Below are 16,927 nucleotides of genomic sequence, written 5' to 3' on the forward strand. Positions count from 1 at the left end.
TTCTATAGGAATCAAGTTTTAAACAATTAATATCATGCTACAAGCAATAGAACTGACTAAAAAATACGGTGATCAGATCGCACTTGACAAACTGAACCTGAGTGTTGAACCGGGTGAGGTATTTTGTTTATTAGGACAAAATGGTGCAGGTAAAACCACTACAATTAATCTGTTTTTAGGTTTTACAGAGGCTTCTTCAGGAAAAGCTCTGGTTAATGGGGTTCTGGTTACCTCAGCTCAGGCAGAGACAAAGAAATTTCTGGCCTATATTCCTGAAATTGTTATGTTATATGCTAACCTGACAAGTCTTGAAAACCTTGATTTTTTTAGCCGGATCGCCGGATTTAAATACAAAAGAGAAGATCTCGAAAAGTATTTATTACAGGCGGGTTTGCAGCCGGAAGCTTTTAATAAGCGGGTAGGTAATTATAGCAAAGGCAGGCATGCGTCAGAAAGTTGGTATCGCTATCGCTGTCGCAAAAAATGCTGAGGTCATCTTAATGGATGAGCCAACCAGTGGACTTGATCCTAAAGCCACTCATGAATTTAGTGAGATCGTCAAACAACTTTCTAAGAATGGGAAAACTGTTTTTATGGCTACCCATGATATTTTCAATGCCGTAAATGTCGGGACAAGAATAGGGATTATGCGCCAGGGATCATTAATTCACACTTTGAATGCTCAGGATATTTCTGCCAATGATTTGCAGAAATTATATCTGGAAACCATTTAGAATTTATCTGATAAGCTTAAAGCAGTCAGAGGGTCTGAACCTCTTGTTCTGCTTTAAGCTTTTTCGCTTCATTGATCCGTAAAAACCGGAAAAGAGAGAAGCCAATAATTAACGTGATAATTCCCTGGGCCATCACAGTATCAGGCGTCCCAATCCATTGAGACAACGTTCCTATCAATCAAAAACCCCCAGAGGCTGCATTAAAAAAAAAGCCATAGCGTAAAAACTGATCACCCTCCCGCGCATTGCCGGATCTACAGTAGTTTGAATTAAAGTATTACTGATTGTAATCTGTGACATCATTCCAAAACCAGATATTGCAGCAAAAACCAATGCAATAGGATAGTAAGTACTATGCGAGAATAAGACCAGTCCGACCCCAAATATAATGGTATTTGTAGCCAGGATCTTTCTCAGGTTTCTGCCTGGTTTCAAAGAGGCAAGAAAAATAGCACCACAAAAAGCACCCAAACCGATCACACTGTCTATGACACCAAAGGTGGATGCTGTTCCTTTAAAAATATCTTTCGCATAAACAGGAATCAATGTACTGAATGGTAAAACCAGCAAACTGATCAGGGCGAGCATAATCAGTACAAATGCAATAGACGGTGTTTGTCTGATATACTGCAACCCTTCTTTGAGCTCTCCAAAGACATTTTTAGTCCTTGGTTTTTCGAGATATTTGGGCAGTTTCATCATCAGTAAAGAACCAATAACAGCGATAAAACTCACCGCATTCATACCAAAACAGACGTCTTCCCCAAATTTCTCTAAAGCCAGCCCTGCAATTCCAGGCCCTATCAGCCTTGAAAGGTTCACCATAGATGAATTTAAAGCTAAAGCATTAGGTAAATCAGCCTTATTATCAACCATTTCATACACCAGCGATTGTCTGGCGGGTACATCAAATGCATTGATTATTCCCAATAACGCACTGAGTGCAATAATTTCCCAGACAGAATAGTGCTTAAAGAAAATCAGCGCAGTCATCAATATAGCCTGCCCCATCGAAGCAAACTGGGTAATCAACAGTAATTTATATCTGTTATACCTATCGGATGCAACACCTCCAAGGAACGAAAAAACGAAGGATGGAAACATGCTTGCAAATAGCGTAAGCCCAAGCATAAACTTGGAATGGGTTTCTGAATACACGACCCAGCTCACGGCAGTTTTCTGCATCCATGTCCCGATCAGCGAATAGACTGACCAGTAAAATACAACCTGTAATTACGGCTTTTGAAGGCACTGAATGTACTAATATCCATGTTTTACGCTAATACAGCTTCAATTGTTTAATCCAGTTTCAATTTAAAAATCAGCGGCCAGTTTTTACCAGTGACATATAACAATTGATGTTTCTTATCCCAGGCAATCCCGTTTAATACACTGTCTTCAGACTTTAGCGTATAATCTGGTGCATAATTAGAAAGCAGACCAAAACAATCAATAGTACCAACTACTTGTCCGGTGGCCACATTTACTTTCAATATTTTTGTGGTCTGCCATTTATTTACATAAATAAACCCATCAACGTATTCCAGTTCATTTAACTGATCAACCGTACCTAAATCATCCGTAACCTGTATCTGTCCTACGATCACAAAAGATTTGGGATCAAGTTTATAAATAATAGAACTGCCATCACTTACATAGAGATTTTTCCCATCATTTGTCATCCCCCATCCCTCATTTGGCATTTAAATGTGCCCACTACCTTATTTAAATTTTTCAGATCATAGACAAAAGCAACATGATTTTGATACGTTAACTGGAAAAGCTGGTTATTCAGAATCGAGATTCCTTCTCCATATATGCTTTTATCTTTAAGCGGGAACTTCTTTTCTACTTTTCCAGAAGCTGTATCTGCAACCGATATAAATGAGTTCTCATAAGTTCCGGTTCCTTCATAAATTTTTCCGCCATTTAACTCAAACCCTTCCGTATAGGCAGCAGTATCATGAGGTAATGTACCTGTAACCTTATAGGTCAGAATCTTAGGGGTTAGTGTTTGGGTAGAGTCTACTGAAGTTGCAGTAGTTTGTGTTTTTTTTTTTCATTATGACAAGAGGCAAAAGCTAATGCCAGGCCAAAAGCCAGTACTTTATATTTTTTATACATGAAATTGATTGTTACTGCTTTGTGTGTAATCTGCAGGAAATATATAAATATTCTTTTATGCTGTAAAAAATAAAAAGGGCCGCCTGATTAGAGGCAGCCTGATATTGCTTAAGCTAAAATCTTATTCTTCTTCTTTTTTAGGAGCATAACCTCGATCTGCATCCAGGGTAAATGAGGCTTCCGAAGATTGAGCTGCTTGTTTTAAATTGTCTATTTCTGTCGCCTGTGTATCTGCTTCGGATGCCGGAACAGCATCTATTCCATCCGATTGGACATCTTGCTGACTTACTTGATCATCCTCTTCTTCTTCGTTGTTAAATGGGGTATTATTTTCTGTAATAATCATAATCTTCAGGTTTTAGCATTAAAACAAATTAATAAGCAGCTTGTTTCAAACTGGTACATTTAATCGGCTTAATATTAAAAATTACTCTGTTATTATTTTAAAGTTCGCCAGTATCCCTTTATGATCTGTTGGCCAGATTCCATTAGGTTTTAGAAAAGGGTCATACTGCTGTGCATCTTCGAATCCTTTTCCTCTTACTATAGATCCCGACGGGCCTACTACAATGATATCATCCAGAGAGATTCTTTTATCCTGATTGTAATAAATAAAATCTATACGGTCTCTTTCATCTGCATCAGGTGCCCAAACCAGGCTGGATAAAGCAGCATCCTGGTTAAAAGCCGCCCAGGTAAAACCAGGGTATTTTACCGGATCAGGATATTTCACACGGTAAGCATCTTTATAACCTTTATTTTTTAAGGCCAGACTATTTTGCCAGGGTACAACTGTACCGTTATGATCAAATAAATTCTTTGTTTCTTCAGTCCAGTCCAGATGTGAGGGCTCATTAAAGTCACCTCCAAGAATAACAATATTCCCTTTTTTCTGTTCTGTATCCGCATCTGCGATAAAAGCATTGATTGCTTCATCACGCTCTGATGCCAGGTTCTGTTCCAGTACTTTGTTCACATCTGTCACCGGAGCAGGGAGTTTTTTCCAGGTTATACCGTCATATCCCCTTGGCAGATAACATGCATAATGAGTATAGTCAATATGTGCAGAATATACAGCGCGCGATATTTATACCTGCGCTAACCTGTATAATAGCTTTATCAAAAGCACCTGAATACATCTTTGCAGTGAATGACGTTATCGGGAATTTTGAAAGGATACCAACATTGTCGTCATAAAACGAATAGAATGTACTGCCTTTAGCCTTTAAGGCAGCTACTATCCGCTCGTTAAATTTAGTGCCACTATAATTACGGACTTCACTTAGTGTAACCACATTGGCTTTGGATTGTAAAATAACATCTACAATTGCATCAAATCCACCTTTGACCATCGTCCCTTCCTGCCAGACATTTAATTGTAATACATCAACGGTCAGCGGAGGTTTTCCCGGAACAGTGGGTCCGGGATTAACTGGTTCAATTTTACATTGAAGACATAACATGACAATGAAAAACATCGCACAATAAGAAATACTTTTTTTCATAATAGATTGGTTAGATAGAGAGAAATTATCTTTTAATTTCCACTGCAATTTTACATTTTACTTTGTTAAGTAAACATAAAATTTACTATTCTGCCTGATCTATTTTATGGTTAAGATTTCGTTACCTGCTGTATCTAAGCTTTCTTAAAACATTTAAGCATGGTAATTCCCAGGATACCTGCTATCAATGAAGCGATCAGGATACCATATTTGGCCTGCTCTATAAATTCCGGATTCTCGAAAGCGAGGTTACTGATAAATAAAGACATCGTGAAGCCTACTCCAGCTAAGAGTGCAACACCAGTAATGTGTTTAAAGTTAGCCTGATCGGGTAATTGTGCCAGTCCGGTTTTCACCATTAACCATGTGAATAATAATACGCCCACAAACTTACCAATGATTAAACCTGATATTACACCGATACTCACCGGATTAACAAGTGCAGAGAAGAAATCTGCACCTATAACTATCCCTGCATTAGCCAGGGCAAAAAGTGGCATAATTACAAAAGCAACCCAGGGATGCAATGCATATTCAATTTTCTGCAATGGTGTTTCCGCAGCAAGTGTCAGACTCTTTACCTGTTCAATAGTTCTGTGCTGTTCAGGAGTTGTCAATACTCCCTCGTTTGGAATCTCCTGTTCAAAGTCAAACGATAACTTTCTGAGATTCTCAGAGAAGTTATTCTCATTAATTTTAGTTACCGCTGGAATGGTAAATGCAACCAGTACACCTGCGATTGTCGCATGGACACCTGATAACAAAAATCCGATCCAGACAGCTATTCCTATCAACAAATAAAAAGCAGTACTTCTGATTCCGAGTTTATTTCCCACTATCAATATCAGCAGAAAAACTGCTGCTATACCCAGAGGGACAAAATTTAAATTACTCGTATAAAAGAATGCAATCACTAAAACAGCTCCCAGATCATCAGCTACGGCAAGAGCGGATAGAAATACCTTTACAGAAGCAGGAATATGTTTTCCAGCCATAGAAAGCAACGCCAATGCGAAAGCAATATCTGTTGCCATTGGAATCCCCCAGCCATGTTCAGAGGCTAATCCTTTATTAATACAAAAGAATATCGCTGCAGGAACAAGCATACCGCCTAAAGCTGCCATCATGGGCAAAGAAGCCTTCTTTAGGGTAGATAACTCTCCCTCCATGAATTCCCTTTTTAACTCCAATCCAATCACAAAGAAAAACAAAGCCATTAGCCCGTCATTAATCCAGATATGAAGTGGTTTATTTAAAACATACGCATCAAAACCAATAGAGAACTTAATATCCCACAAATGGTGATACGATTCGTGAAATGGCGAATTAGCCCATATAATGGCAACAAGTACACTCAAAAACAGCACTATACCACCTGTATATTCAAGGTGAATAAACCGGCTTACCGGGGCAATAATTTTCTCGAAGGGTGATTTTGGTATTAATTCCATAGGTGTCTGATAAACCCAAAAATAAGGTTTATAATCCTATTTCACATCACCAAATGCCGCAAAACATGAGTTTTTATGCAGTATTTCCAGGCTATATAGTCGAATACTTTTTCGCGATATTCTACTCCTTCAAGTGTTTCAGGATAGGCCCCGTATTTGTCCTTGAAAAGTTGGGTAACAGCAGGTGAGTCGGTCTGTGCTGTTTTCATTATTTATTTTTTAAATCTAATCTCATCGTTTACTTCAAGCCAGTGTCCGTCAGGGTCCTGAAAATAAATTTGCTTCACCCCGTCTACTCTTACAGTTGGGGCTTTAGCAGTTCCAGGCCAATTGGCATAATCAATTTTTTCCAGATCCAGCACCTTCATAAAATCAGTTATTGAAGGGACGCTAAAACACAGATGTTCATTTTTATCATGGATAACTGTCTGTTTCGCTCCCTGAATCAAATGCATTTGTCCTGCAGCCCCCAGGCTAAACCAGACATGCTTACCGTCTTTAAAAGGTTCTTCAATTTTATGGAGATGAAGCAATTTTTCATAAAATGAGCTGCTATTGTTCAAATCTGTCACATAAACAGCTATATGATTTAGCACGGCACTTCCTTTTCCGGCAGATGTTTGCCAAATAACCTGGCAATGGAACCCACAAAAAAACAGAGCGTAAGCAAAAAAGCATGACGTTTCATAGTGTATAATTAGATAAAAAAATGGAGATATCCGGGTATAAAAATTGACAGATGACCACTGAAATATAAAAAGGCCGGGCATTGTTCAGTCTACCCGGCCCCGTGTCATCAATTCATATGAACTGGTGGTGTCATAAGGACAAAACAAATATAAATATATCTTTAGAATTAAACAACAGAAAAAATTGTTAATTACTTAAATTTCAACTAACTATACTTAATACAAAAGATATTAAGGTGTTTTATTCCCCTTTGTTAAATTATTTTATTACTAAAAAAACTCAACATTTAACTTAAAGATTAAGGGCTATCCCTCTCTTTTTACATATGTTTTATTACCATTTTTATTGATATAATATTTTCCACCACGCGGGCCAGTAAGGATTTCTTCACCGTTTGGTCCTGATTTGCTTCTGTCTACTGTTGGTTTATATTCTTTAGCTGCAGGCAGGCGCAACCGTTGCTTTAGGTGCTTTTGCTACTTTAGTAACTGTGGTTTTTGTTTCTTTTGCAGCAGCGGCAGGTGTAGCAGCAGGAGTAACTGCGGGAGCAGGAACTACTTCAGCAGGCTTTGTTTTCGTAGTAACCTTTGTTGTTTTTGTTGCTTTTTCTTTATTTACCGTTTTTGCCGGAGGAGTTACTGTTGTTGTAGTTTTTTCAGTTGTAGTATAACGCTTATCCGGCGTTCCGTCTTTCTTTAATTTTACAGTAGTTTTTGTCTGTTTTGCCGGAGTGTAACGTTTATCTACAGTACCATCTTTTTTAAGTTTAACTGTTGCAGGAGCAGCAGTCTGTGCCATTGTTAAGCTTACCCACAAACTTAATACAGCCACTAACGAAAGTAATTTTTTCATAAGATTCTTATTTAAGAAATTGATTTATAATACAATGTAAGAAATTGCGTATGGATTTTACAAAAAAATGTTAGTAAGAGCACTTTATATTGAGATCTAAACAATAGAATCCAGCCAGAGTGCTGCTGATGTTTTATCATTGAAAAATTGGATAGTCACATCGCTCAGTATCAGATCTGCACTTTTATCAGCGGCAAGCTGGCTAAAGATACTTGGAGAGTAGATCCAGGCTATATATTTAACTCCTGCTTCAGCCAGTGCAGGTATACATTCTGTAGAAACCCAGTCAGATGCTTCCGACCAGTTACCCATCACATTCGAATTATCATTTAATATTTTAACTACCTGACTTTTTTTCACCAGGTCAAGCATAATCAGACAGCCGTCCTGTACGCTTATAAAATTCTGGTACCCCGTCCAGTTTACATCCAGCCGATTTTCCTCATTATTGAACTGCAAATTAATCGTTTCGTCCTCGTAGTAACTAAATTCATCAGTATTTACTTCTGCATGCACTCGCTGATCCGTAATCGGCAGGATAAAATAGAATGTTGCCCCCTTACCTAATTCACTCTCAATCCAAAAACTCCCATTATGTCTTTTAATAATTTCAGAAGAAATGAACAAGCCTGGTCCCAGCCCGTCAAACTTCATAATCGTATTGTCTACCCTGTAATACCGGTTAAATATTTTGGTCAGGTTATCTCTCTTCCTGATAACTTACACCAGTAAATTCTATCCATTTTTTGTTGACATAAATGCATTTCCCATCCATATCCGAACGCCAGACCATAAAAGGGATTTGATCCGCAATGGTTTTAAAGCCGTTTTCATTATCTTCCGAATTCAAGTGAGGGTATTCTTTCCTGTTTTTCTCCCGTACCAATCCAGGTCTCGTCTTCTCTTCTTCCGGAAAAACGATAAATAAAATTATAACAGTAATTAAGAGGAAAATATTAAATATCAGAATAACCTGCGGGGAAAAGAGGTTAAATATACCTGAAAGGATAATCAGCAAAAGGAGTAGAATAAGAATATACAAACACCTTTTAGCAGTGATATAGGTAATAAACAGTTTCATCGGCAGTATATCAAATGATATAATAGATACCTTGAATGTAAGGAAAAAATTAATTCACCAAAAGAAAGCAATGAATTGACTGTTGCAAATCAGTCTGCAAGTTCCACAGTGGGAAGGTCCATTGTGATATCCCATGATTGTTCCAAAACATTAAATTCAGTAGTTCTTAACTGTCGCCTTCTTTTTATTATATCATTTACATTTACAAAACCATCAAAAGGAATGTGTGTATAATCATCCTGATTTTGTAATAACTCCTCAGAGTTTTGAGTGGATTGAGATTGCATGGAATACTAATAATTTGGCTAGAAAATTTAAATATAAATATAGAACAATTATTAACCAAACATCTATAAATGAATAAAATAACTAAATATTTCTGTAAATAAAAAGATATGGCTCCGGGAACCACACCGAAGCCACTATCAACCTAAACTTGACTTGTGAAAATTCTTAATTATTGTTTTTCAAACAATACTATATCTCTTTTCTGCTTTCACTACAGACGGATTCTTTCTTTTCTCTGATGATGGTCTTTCAGTAATTTAACTGCCGTTTTAAGTTTGGAAATATCTTTCATAACTATAGTGGCTTGTTTTAAATCTTTTCTCATCAGGTCTTCTTTTTTCAGGAACATTGATTTCGTTCTGATTTCATTTTCGAGTACGGTAATTGCTACTTCCATAATTTTGTAATAGGATCATTAAACATGATATATACTAGCTAAAAATGTGCTGGTGGAAATTCTAAGGCGAATTATACATCATCTCAGTATCTAACGCAACTCCTCTTAAAATCGCATATCCTTTTACCAGTTAATCATTCATTTATTAATTTAGACTCATATAATTATTAAATAATGTATTGCAAATATACATAATTAGTTTTACCTAATTTATAAGACTAAGTAATAATTATTTACTTTTGTACTGAACAAACAGTAAAATGAAGAAAACCTACTCTGAGGAAAATTATCTGAAAACGATTTACCATCTCGGTAAAAGTGAACGAAAGTTAGCCTTAAAGCGATAGCCGATGCTCTGGAAAATAATCCGGCCTCAGTAATTGATATGCTGAGAAAACTTAAGGAAAAAGAATTGATTACCTATGATAAAACTCAGGGTGCGATTTTGACTGTTCCGGGAGAAATAGCTGCGCTGGACATTATCAGAAAACATAGATTATGGGAAGTATTTTTAGTAGAAAAGCTTAATTATGATTGGGATGAGGTTCATCATATCGCTGAGCAACTGGAGCATATTCATGATGAACAGCTGGCAAAAAAACTGGATGACTTTTTAGGTAACCCCGAATTTGATCCCCACGGTGATCCTATTCCTGCCTCCAATGGCAAAATGCCGGTTTATGCGAATAAAAGATTAAGTGAATTCGAGATTAATCAAACTGGTAAAGTAGGTAGTGTAAGAGATACTTCTACACCATTTTTAAAATATCTGAAACAATTAAACCTGGGCCTGGGATCAAAAATCAAAGTATTAGACAAAACTTGATTTCGATCAGTCAATGGTGATTACTATTGATGATAATGAACCAAAAACGGTATCAAGTAAAATGACTGATAACATTCTTTTGATTACAACATAACATTGATTGAATACGGAACAACTCTTACTCCGTATTCAATCAGCTATCATTTTTTCTCTCGCAAAGCCTTAAATTCAGACCCCTCTTTCCATTTTGGATAAGTAGTTTCATTACTTAAACTATATCCCATATCAAATAATAACCGAACATCTTCGACCATTCCACTCCTGTCTGTGATTGCGTCAAAATTATCCGCAGGAGCATGGTAACGTGATTTAGTGTAATCAGCAACCTGTTTTAATCCCCATTCCCTGCCGTGCCTGATGTTGTCGACACCTGAACCAGTAAATAAGGCTGGTATCCCTACTTTAGCGAAGTTAAAGTGATCAGACCGGTAGTACAGCCCCGATGAAGGTACCGGGTCTCTCACAATGACTCTGCCTTGCTTCTTTGCTGAAGCTTCTGCGTACTCCTCTAAATCTGACTGTCCGTATCCATAAACAACAATATCTTTAGTTTTTCCAGCAATCCCCATCATATCCATATTGATATCTGCCACAGTCTGGCTAACCGGATATACCGGATGTTTAGCATAATATTCAGAGCCAATCAGCCCTTGTTCTTCACCAGTAAAGGAGACAAAAACAACAGAACGTTCTGGTTTATGTGGTGACTTTTGAAAAGCAGCAGCAAGCTCGAGTAAAGCAGCCACCCCGGTTGCATTATCTACAGCTCCGTTATAAATTGAATCACCATTTACTTTTTCCCCGATCCCTAAATGATCCCAGTGCGCAGAATAAATGATATTTTCCTTTGGCCTTTCAGATCCTGGAATGATAGCTACTACATTATTTGATACTGATTTCTTAATTGTATTCGTAATATTCAATGAAGTATTTAATTTTAGTGCTATCGCCTTGAAACCTGGCTTACGCGCTGCTGCAAAATTAGCTTCTGACTGCGCGCTAAGCTTAAACAAAGCTTTAGCAATGTCCATACTGATCCATCCTTCGACAATAGCTCTGGACATATTATTATCTTTTTCTTCAGCTTGCAATTTAGACTTTGACCAGCCACTGCGTACTACAGACCATGGATAAGCCGCCGGTGCAGTATCGTGAATAATCAGGATACCGGCTGCACCCTGACGGGCCGCTTCTTCAAATTTATAGGTCCACCGGCCATAATAAGTCATATTTTTCCCTCTGAACAAGGTTGAATCTGCAAATCCCGGATCATTGATCATCACCACTACCGTTTTTCCTTTTACATTTAAACCAGCGTAATCATTCCATTTAAATTCTGGTGCGACAATACCATAACCAGCAAATACCATTTCAGAATTATTTAAACTCACCAGAGGCTGTACTCGCTTTGTACCTGCTACGAAATCAGTCAGGTAGTTAGCAATCACCTCCCCTTTTGCCCCTTTGAATATCATTTTGCTTTCTGGCACAGATTTAATCTATCATGGGCACTTCCTGAAAATAACTATCCCCATTGCCTGGTTTAAGCCCAAGCAGCCTAAATTGCTCTTTCAGATAATTGATAGATTTAGTCTCTCCGATAGTAAAAGGTTTACGCCCCTGAAACTCATCAGAAGCCAAAACTTTGATATGTCCGGCAAAGCTGGAATCATTAATCATTTTAATGGCTACTGAATCTGGAGAAGCTGCCGTTTCATTTTTCCCGCCCGGCCTACAAGCGGCAAAACAAGATCCAGCCACGGCTAAATAAAGGATAGTTTTCTTCATGCTGACAAATTTTGCTCAATGTATTATAAATTATTCAAAATCATGAGCACACAAAATTCATTATTCAGACCACGGAGAACATAAAATACAATCACAAAAGTTTTTTCGTTGAAAATTGGGAATCATATAAGCACAAACATCTGCCTTAATATTTCCAAAAGTAGTTTCTGTTTTATGCTCAAAACCGGAAAAGAAAGTCGGGATGATTTTTTTTTTTGAAATCTGTTCTCGGAAAGACAGAAATAATCTCTTCGCGATTTACGGTACTCAATTGCTCACACCCCACTCCCATCACATCCAAACCTACACCAGAATACATTAAAGCAACTTCCGGCTCTTTATACTCCGCAATACCAATAGTGGTATGAAAAGCAATAGTATCCCATACCAGTTGTAAAGAATCATCAGGCAAACCATGACCCCGAAGAAAATCTCTTGCAGCATTAGCTCCGTCCACTTCAAAACGTTTATCCGGGCTTGAATATTTTTTAGTCAATCCCAGATCATGGAAAACAGAACTCACATATAATAATTCAGGATCATAGCTAAAACCTTCACGGTTACCTTTTAAAGCAGAAAACAGGAAAACCCTTAAAGAGTGATTATAGATAAAATCCGTACCATATTCACGAAGTAATTCTGTGGCCTGGGATGCAATTTTACTGTCCGGAATAACAATTCCTGCAACAGATTTTGGTTGAGTAACTGTGACATATTTTTTTTTTTTTATACCCTCAAAATTAGGGTTTGCGCAAAGCACAGAAAATGTCAGAACCCGCGGTTTAAATACCAAAACCTGTAACCTGTTTCCTATACCTTTCGGGCGGAAAAGAAGTGTTTTTCTTGAAAAAATGACTAAACTGATAAGGATTAGAAAAATTCAGCATAGAAGCGATTTCTTTAACCGACCTGGAACTGAACTGCAAAAATCTTTTCGCTTCAGCGACCAGCTGGAGCTGAATAATATCTTTGGCCCCTTTTCCAGCATGTTTCCGGCAAAGTTCAGTCAGTTTCCTGTTCGAGATATTAAGCTTTTCTGCGAAAAAAGTCACATCATGTGAGATTTGATAATTATCAGCAAGTAAATCTATAAATCGCTGATAAATTTTGTGATCATTCTTATCAGTTATCTTTGCCAGCAACGCATGAAAATTGGCCACTTTTATAATCAGAATTTTAAGAAAGGCAGCAAGTACATCTCCTTTTTATTGGAATAGTCTGCTGTTTCAAATTCCTTTAGTATTTCCTGAAATAATCTATTCATTTCCAAGACATCATCCTTCTGAAGCTTCAGGTACTGATGAGCAGCTGCATCATTAAACAAAGTGGCTTTACAGTTATTTGCACTCGCAGGTGTTTTCTCCCAGAAGCAATCCCCAAAGCAAAGACTATAGGCTTCCAACCCCTGGCTTTTTTTAAAAGAATAAACCTGATTTTTAGCTAATAAGATCAGAGTACCCGGAGAAACCACATAAATTCTGCCATCAACCAGTATTTTACCTTTACCTTTCTTAAAGAAAAGAAGCTGGTTAAAACTGATTCTATAACTTTGATTCAGCTCAAAAGATGCTGTTGATAAGTATCCTATCGAAAAAGAATCTGATAATGAGGTGTCAATATCAATTGTAATTGCGGTTGAATTTATCATCTCTGAATCTCTCTGTTAATCTTATCCATTTAACCTGTAGAACGCTATTGCATTTGCTCCAAAAAAAAGCTCCTGTTCAAAGGTAGAAAAAGAACTAAAATACGTCTTCACCAATTGTAAAACTTCGGTATAATTTCCTGCTGCCAAACATACTGGCCAATCAGACCCATACATGATCCTGTCAGTACCAAACGCGTTAACTACCACATCAAGGTAAGGGACGAAATCGCTCTTTGTCCAGGTTTTCAAATCTGCCTCAGTCACCAGGCCCGATATTTTACAAGATACATTTTCATGTAAAGCAACCAATTCTATATCCCTCTTCCAGTTTCTGATATCTTTTTCCTTTATACCTGGTTTGGCAATATGATCTATTACAAAACGCTGATTTGGAAAACGAGATACAAATTCAGGAATAAAGGGAAGCTGATTCTGATGAATCAGGATGTCATAAGTGTACCCATGCAGTTCCAATAAAGCTATCCCCTGCTGAAAAGAATTATCAAGACATAAGTCACGCTGTTTCTCTGCTTGCAGGATATGCCTGAATCCTTTTAACAGGTCATACTGGTTGTAATTCTCTAGTTGCTCCTTTATATTCGCTGCCCGAAAATCTACCCATCCTACTACACCTTTAATAAAGCTATTCGAATCAGCTAACTGTAATAAAAACTCCGTTTCTTCTACAGATTGATCAGCCTGAACAGCTATACATCCGTCTATCTCATTTTCAATAAGCACCCCCGAAAGATGCTCAGGCAAAAAGTCACGGCGGATAACGGACATTTCATCACCGATCCAATCGTGTCTCCGTGTATCATATTTCCAAAAATGCTGATGTGCATCAATCTTCATCTTATCAAATTTTAATGTGCTGTTGTCAGTTTGATTTTCTTTACTTTCAGATTAGTCAGGGCGAAATAGAAAACAACTGCAAAACATGCAGCAGGTACTACATAAGCTGTATGAATATTAGTCATATCCGATACCTTACCCATCAGTACAGGAAAAACTGCTCCGCCAACGATAGCCATAATTACGAGTGAAGACCCTTCTTTCATCTTGAAACCCAATCCACGGATACTTAGTGAAAATATAGTAGGGAACATAATAGACATGAAAAACACAACTCCCATCAGGGCATACACCGCAGCCATACCATTCATAGTTACGGCAGCAAAAATCAGTGCAATATTAATCAGACTGTAAATGGCGAGAAGTTTTGGCGGCGCAATATACTGCATTAAGAAAGTCCCTATAAATCTTCCTGCCATAAAACCAAGCAAGGCACCGGAAAGATATAATGCGGCAGATTTTTCTGCTATACCAGCTACCTGGGCAGAAAAACGAATAAAGAAACTACCTACGCAAACCTGTGCGCCAACGTAAAAAAACTGGGCAATGACACCCAGCATCAAATTCTTCTCTCCGAACAAAGATCCGGTACCATCTGTATCACCCTCATGGTCTTCAATTTCAGGTAATGGAGTCCTGATCAAAAAAAACAGCAACCAATAATACAACAGCCCCTATAATCAGAAAAGGGATTTTAACAGATGAAGCGTGATTCAGATAAATATTCAGTTGCTCCGGACCCATTGCTGCTTCTGCGCTGGCATCCAGTTTTTGACCCGAAAGAATAAACATCCCCCCTAACAGTGGTGCTAATGTAGCTGCAAGACCATTGAAAGATTGTGCAAAGTTTAACCGCTGCGTAGCTCCTTTTTCATCTCCTAATACCGTTATATAAGGATTCGCTGCTGTTTCAAGAAAGGCTAATCCGCTGGCTATTATAAATAGTGCCACTAAAAAGAATACATAAGATCTGGTCACTGCTGCGGGATAAAAAAGGAATGCCCCTATAGCAAATAACAATAAACCGAATACAATCCCTCCCTTATAACCAAACCTCTTCATAAATTTACCAGCAGGGATGGCAAGCAGAAAATAGGCGATATAAGAAGCAGAATCAATAAATGCAGATTGTGTATCTGATAGCTGACATGCTTTTTTTAAGTGAGGGATAAGGATAGGATTTAAGTTTAGTGCAAAGCCCCACAAGAAAAACAGGGATATGATCAGCACTACAGCAAAATTATTCTTTCTCATTCTAATCGTTTTATACGTTTTTGGTTTATATTGGTTATGATAAAGAAAGGGTGTTTTCACTAAAAAAAAAAACAACACCTGTTTATCCAGTTATTAAGCTATTTTAACATCTCTATCAATTTAGAAGATAACAACAGGATAAATACATACGATTCTACTGAATTAACACCTATGATCTTCCAGATTCTAAGAGCCGATTTAAATATAAACAGAAAGCCCCGGTATTTAGAGCCTGTTTAATATGTCTGATTAAACAAGCTCTAAATACCGGGGCAGGTAAAAGCAACAATGAAATTTTTTATTCAGCTTTAGGCTCTGGATTATTGACCAGGTAAGGGAACAAAGATTCCAGTAACTGAACATAGAGATCCATGCCTTCTTTAATTTCTTCCAGGTAAATGAATTCATCAGCCGTATGTGACCGCGCAGATTCACCCGGGCCCATCTTTACTGATGGCATATCCAACCAGCCCTGATCTGAACTGGTAGGAGAAATATAAGCTGACCGTCCAATAGACAAACCTGTTTTAACAATTGGGTGCAACTGGTTGATACAAGAAGGTCTTAATACCCCAGGTCTTACCGTAAACTCGCAAAAAGTATGGTTCTGAATAATATGTAAAAGCTCTTTTTCTGTATAGGCATCTGTTAATCGTACATCAACGGTGAATTTACATTCTGCCGGAACAATATTATGTTGTATCCCGGCACTCACCTCAGTAACCGTCATTTTAACCGGCCCCATTACTCTGGATTCAATTGGAAAAACATAAGAAGAGAACCATTGAATGTCTTTTAATGCTCTGTAAATAGCGTTATCACCTTCTTCACGCGCTGCATGCCCTGAACGACCAAACGAAGTACAATCCAGCACCATAGACCCTTTCTCTGCTATGGCCATCTGCATATTGGTCGGTTCGCCAACTATGGCAAAAGAAATCGGGAGCAGATCACCCAGGAGGATGCATTTGAGCCCTTTTTCGCCAGAAGTTTCTTCTTCCGCAGTTGCCGCTAAACAAATATTGAAAGGCAGATCTCTCCTTTTAAAGAAATGAAGGAAAGTTGCAATCAGTGAAACAAGTGCCCCACCAGCATCATTGCTTCCTAGACCATAGAGTTTACCATCGCAGACAACGGGTTCAAAAGGATCTTTAGTATAAGCCGCTGTAGGACGTACGGTGTCATGATGTGAATTCAGTAAAACTGTAGGCTTTTTATGATCGAAATGAAGATTATAACACCATATATTATTATGTTTTCTTAATGTGAAGACATAGTTATCCTGGAGAAATGATTCAATTAAATTCGCCGTCATTTCTTCCTGCCCGCTAAATGAAGGGGTCGATATTAATTGTTTCAATAATTCAAAGGACTCTATCTGGTATGGGAAGAAAGAATCCTGATCAGTTTGATATTCAAAATCTGGTTTCATAA

Annotated in this window: 25 protein-coding genes and 1 pseudogene; 3 read left to right on the forward strand and 23 right to left on the reverse strand. The window is 37.8% G+C overall.

Going from position 1 to position 16,927, the window contains the following annotated elements:
• The first annotated feature begins 34 nt into the window (after positions 1-34).
• Positions 35-490: an ATP-binding cassette domain-containing protein gene (locus ACWYN3_RS22175; protein ID WP_456216383.1), complete on the forward strand. Its 456-nt coding sequence runs from the start codon at positions 35-37 to the stop codon at positions 488-490.
• Positions 444-734 (forward strand): AAA family ATPase, encoded by a 291-nt coding sequence (locus ACWYN3_RS22180; protein WP_456216384.1) that lies wholly within the window; start codon positions 444-446, stop codon positions 732-734. Before ACWYN3_RS22175 ends, ACWYN3_RS22180 begins: the two co-directional genes overlap by 47 nt.
• 174 nt (positions 735-908) lie before the next feature.
• On the opposite strand, the gene ACWYN3_RS22185 is transcribed toward ACWYN3_RS22180, so the two are convergent.
• The 14 genes and pseudogenes from ACWYN3_RS22185 to ACWYN3_RS22250 all read right to left on the reverse strand — a co-directional run bounded on the left by ACWYN3_RS22185 (position 909) and on the right by ACWYN3_RS22250 (position 9,122).
• On the reverse strand, positions 909-1,919 hold the full coding sequence (locus tag ACWYN3_RS22185; RefSeq protein WP_456216385.1) for an MFS transporter: 1,011 nt from the start codon (positions 1,917-1,919) through the stop codon (positions 909-911).
• A gap of 113 nt (positions 1,920-2,032) precedes the next feature.
• Positions 2,033-2,733, reverse strand: a pseudogene (locus ACWYN3_RS22190) (glutaminyl-peptide cyclotransferase).
• 246 nt (positions 2,734-2,979) lie between these two features.
• Entirely contained in the window at positions 2,980-3,204 is a 225-nt protein-coding gene (locus tag ACWYN3_RS22195; RefSeq protein ID WP_456216386.1) for a hypothetical protein, read from the reverse strand.
• Positions 3,205-3,285: 81 nt separating this feature from the next.
• Positions 3,286-3,834 carry an endonuclease/exonuclease/phosphatase family protein gene (locus ACWYN3_RS22200; RefSeq protein WP_456216387.1) on the reverse strand — a complete coding sequence of 183 codons (549 nt, stop codon included), beginning with the start codon at positions 3,832-3,834 and terminating at the stop codon, positions 3,286-3,288.
• A gap of 79 nt (positions 3,835-3,913) precedes the next feature.
• Positions 3,914-4,363, reverse strand: a complete 450-nt coding sequence (locus ACWYN3_RS22205; protein WP_456216388.1) for an endonuclease/exonuclease/phosphatase family protein — start codon at positions 4,361-4,363, stop codon at positions 3,914-3,916.
• A 134-nt stretch (positions 4,364-4,497) separates the two neighbouring features.
• Entirely contained in the window at positions 4,498-5,814 is a 1,317-nt protein-coding gene (nhaA, locus tag ACWYN3_RS22210; protein ID WP_456216389.1) for a Na+/H+ antiporter NhaA, read from the reverse strand.
• Between the two features lie 41 nt (positions 5,815-5,855).
• A complete protein-coding gene (locus ACWYN3_RS22215) occupies positions 5,856-6,023 on the reverse strand; it encodes a hypothetical protein (RefSeq protein ID WP_456216390.1) in 168 nt (55 codons plus the stop codon).
• A 3-nt stretch (positions 6,024-6,026) separates the two neighbouring features.
• Entirely contained in the window at positions 6,027-6,410 is a 384-nt protein-coding gene (locus ACWYN3_RS22220) for a VOC family protein (RefSeq protein WP_456216391.1), read from the reverse strand.
• Between the two features lie 399 nt (positions 6,411-6,809).
• On the reverse strand, positions 6,810-6,959 hold the full coding sequence (locus ACWYN3_RS22225) for a hypothetical protein (protein ID WP_456216392.1): 150 nt from the start codon (positions 6,957-6,959) through the stop codon (positions 6,810-6,812).
• Positions 6,940-7,356: a hypothetical protein gene (locus tag ACWYN3_RS22230; protein WP_456216393.1), complete on the reverse strand. Its 417-nt coding sequence runs from the start codon at positions 7,354-7,356 to the stop codon at positions 6,940-6,942. The genes ACWYN3_RS22225 and ACWYN3_RS22230 overlap by 20 nt, the downstream gene beginning before the upstream one ends.
• Positions 7,357-7,452: 96 nt before the next feature.
• Positions 7,453-8,010 (reverse strand): ATP-binding protein, encoded by a 558-nt coding sequence (locus tag ACWYN3_RS22235; protein WP_456216394.1) that lies wholly within the window; start codon positions 8,008-8,010, stop codon positions 7,453-7,455.
• Between the two features lie 46 nt (positions 8,011-8,056).
• Entirely contained in the window at positions 8,057-8,437 is a 381-nt protein-coding gene (locus tag ACWYN3_RS22240; RefSeq protein WP_456216395.1) for a PAS domain-containing protein, read from the reverse strand.
• Between the two features lie 89 nt (positions 8,438-8,526).
• Entirely contained in the window at positions 8,527-8,724 is a 198-nt protein-coding gene (locus ACWYN3_RS22245) for a hypothetical protein (RefSeq protein WP_456216396.1), read from the reverse strand.
• 212 nt (positions 8,725-8,936) lie between these two features.
• The gene (locus tag ACWYN3_RS22250) at positions 8,937-9,122 is read right to left on the reverse strand and encodes a hypothetical protein (protein ID WP_041882656.1); all 186 of its coding nucleotides are present in this window, start codon (positions 9,120-9,122) and stop codon (positions 8,937-8,939) included.
• A 385-nt stretch (positions 9,123-9,507) separates the two neighbouring features.
• Here ACWYN3_RS22250 and ACWYN3_RS22255 point away from each other — a divergent pair, with 385 nt between their 5' ends.
• A complete protein-coding gene (locus ACWYN3_RS22255; protein ID WP_456216397.1) occupies positions 9,508-9,948 on the forward strand; it encodes a metal-dependent transcriptional regulator in 441 nt (146 codons plus the stop codon).
• Positions 9,949-10,088: 140 nt separating this feature from the next.
• Here the strand turns inward: ACWYN3_RS22255 and ACWYN3_RS22260 are convergent, their stop codons facing one another.
• The 9 genes from ACWYN3_RS22260 to ACWYN3_RS22300 all read right to left on the reverse strand — a co-directional run bounded on the left by ACWYN3_RS22260 (position 10,089) and on the right by ACWYN3_RS22300 (position 16,925).
• Positions 10,089-11,423: a M28 family metallopeptidase gene (locus ACWYN3_RS22260; protein WP_456216398.1), complete on the reverse strand. Its 1,335-nt coding sequence runs from the start codon at positions 11,421-11,423 to the stop codon at positions 10,089-10,091.
• A 19-nt stretch (positions 11,424-11,442) separates the two neighbouring features.
• Complete coding sequence (locus ACWYN3_RS22265) at positions 11,443-11,736, reverse strand: hypothetical protein (RefSeq protein ID WP_456216399.1); 294 nt, start codon at positions 11,734-11,736, stop codon at positions 11,443-11,445.
• A gap of 178 nt (positions 11,737-11,914) precedes the next feature.
• Positions 11,915-12,529, reverse strand: a complete 615-nt coding sequence (locus ACWYN3_RS22270; RefSeq protein ID WP_456216400.1) for an HD domain-containing protein — start codon at positions 12,527-12,529, stop codon at positions 11,915-11,917.
• Complete coding sequence (locus ACWYN3_RS22275) at positions 12,519-12,896, reverse strand: helix-turn-helix domain-containing protein (protein ID WP_456216401.1); 378 nt, start codon at positions 12,894-12,896, stop codon at positions 12,519-12,521. The genes ACWYN3_RS22270 and ACWYN3_RS22275 overlap by 11 nt, the downstream gene beginning before the upstream one ends.
• 8 nt (positions 12,897-12,904) lie before the next feature.
• The gene (locus tag ACWYN3_RS22280; protein WP_456216402.1) at positions 12,905-13,384 is read right to left on the reverse strand and encodes an AraC family ligand binding domain-containing protein; all 480 of its coding nucleotides are present in this window, start codon (positions 13,382-13,384) and stop codon (positions 12,905-12,907) included.
• 21 nt (positions 13,385-13,405) lie between these two features.
• Entirely contained in the window at positions 13,406-14,239 is an 834-nt protein-coding gene (locus ACWYN3_RS22285) for an amidohydrolase family protein (RefSeq protein WP_456216403.1), read from the reverse strand.
• Between the two features lie 11 nt (positions 14,240-14,250).
• Complete coding sequence (locus ACWYN3_RS22290; RefSeq protein WP_456216404.1) at positions 14,251-14,883, reverse strand: hypothetical protein; 633 nt, start codon at positions 14,881-14,883, stop codon at positions 14,251-14,253.
• A complete protein-coding gene (locus ACWYN3_RS22295; protein WP_456216405.1) occupies positions 14,861-15,493 on the reverse strand; it encodes an MFS transporter in 633 nt (210 codons plus the stop codon). Before ACWYN3_RS22295 ends, ACWYN3_RS22290 begins: the two co-directional genes overlap by 23 nt.
• Before the next feature lie 298 nt (positions 15,494-15,791).
• Entirely contained in the window at positions 15,792-16,925 is a 1,134-nt protein-coding gene (locus ACWYN3_RS22300) for a M20 family metallo-hydrolase (protein ID WP_456216406.1), read from the reverse strand.
• Positions 16,926-16,927: the final 2 nt, after the last annotated feature.

The sequence above is a fragment of the Pedobacter sp. NJ-S-72 genome (genome assembly GCF_053890575.1).

What these genes read in the sequence shown, in the direction of transcription:
- ACWYN3_RS22215 (WP_456216390.1), bottom strand. Translation starts at nt 6,023, where the DNA reads ATGAAAACAGCACAGACCGACTCACCTGCTGTTACCCAACTTTTCAAG.
- ACWYN3_RS22180 (WP_456216384.1), top strand. Translation starts at nt 444, where the DNA reads ATGCGTCAGAAAGTTGGTATCGCTATCGCTGTCGCAAAAAATGCTGAG.
- ACWYN3_RS22255 (WP_456216397.1), top strand. Translation starts at nt 9,508, where the DNA reads ATGCTGAGAAAACTTAAGGAAAAAGAATTGATTACCTATGATAAAACT.
- ACWYN3_RS22205 (WP_456216388.1), bottom strand. Translation starts at nt 4,363, where the DNA reads ATGAAAAAAAGTATTTCTTATTGTGCGATGTTTTTCATTGTCATGTTA.
- ACWYN3_RS22295 (WP_456216405.1), bottom strand. Translation starts at nt 15,493, where the DNA reads ATGAGAAAGAATAATTTTGCTGTAGTGCTGATCATATCCCTGTTTTTC.
- ACWYN3_RS22245 (WP_456216396.1), bottom strand. Translation starts at nt 8,724, where the DNA reads ATGCAATCTCAATCCACTCAAAACTCTGAGGAGTTATTACAAAATCAG.
- ACWYN3_RS22265 (WP_456216399.1), bottom strand. Translation starts at nt 11,736, where the DNA reads ATGAAGAAAACTATCCTTTATTTAGCCGTGGCTGGATCTTGTTTTGCC.
- ACWYN3_RS22175 (WP_456216383.1), top strand. Translation starts at nt 35, where the DNA reads ATGCTACAAGCAATAGAACTGACTAAAAAATACGGTGATCAGATCGCA.
- nhaA (WP_456216389.1), bottom strand. Translation starts at nt 5,814, where the DNA reads ATGGAATTAATACCAAAATCACCCTTCGAGAAAATTATTGCCCCGGTA.
- ACWYN3_RS22235 (WP_456216394.1), bottom strand. Translation starts at nt 8,010, where the DNA reads ATGAAGTTTGACGGGCTGGGACCAGGCTTGTTCATTTCTTCTGAAATT.
- ACWYN3_RS22240 (WP_456216395.1), bottom strand. Translation starts at nt 8,437, where the DNA reads ATGAAACTGTTTATTACCTATATCACTGCTAAAAGGTGTTTGTATATT.
- ACWYN3_RS22300 (WP_456216406.1), bottom strand. Translation starts at nt 16,925, where the DNA reads ATGAAACCAGATTTTGAATATCAAACTGATCAGGATTCTTTCTTCCCA.
- ACWYN3_RS22285 (WP_456216403.1), bottom strand. Translation starts at nt 14,239, where the DNA reads ATGAAGATTGATGCACATCAGCATTTTTGGAAATATGATACACGGAGA.
- ACWYN3_RS22195 (WP_456216386.1), bottom strand. Translation starts at nt 3,204, where the DNA reads ATGATTATTACAGAAAATAATACCCCATTTAACAACGAAGAAGAAGAG.
- ACWYN3_RS22185 (WP_456216385.1), bottom strand. Translation starts at nt 1,919, where the DNA reads ATGCAGAAAACTGCCGTGAGCTGGGTCGTGTATTCAGAAACCCATTCC.
- ACWYN3_RS22260 (WP_456216398.1), bottom strand. Translation starts at nt 11,423, where the DNA reads ATGATATTCAAAGGGGCAAAAGGGGAGGTGATTGCTAACTACCTGACT.
- ACWYN3_RS22250 (WP_041882656.1), bottom strand. Translation starts at nt 9,122, where the DNA reads ATGGAAGTAGCAATTACCGTACTCGAAAATGAAATCAGAACGAAATCA.
- ACWYN3_RS22280 (WP_456216402.1), bottom strand. Translation starts at nt 13,384, where the DNA reads ATGATAAATTCAACCGCAATTACAATTGATATTGACACCTCATTATCA.
- ACWYN3_RS22230 (WP_456216393.1), bottom strand. Translation starts at nt 7,356, where the DNA reads ATGAAAAAATTACTTTCGTTAGTGGCTGTATTAAGTTTGTGGGTAAGC.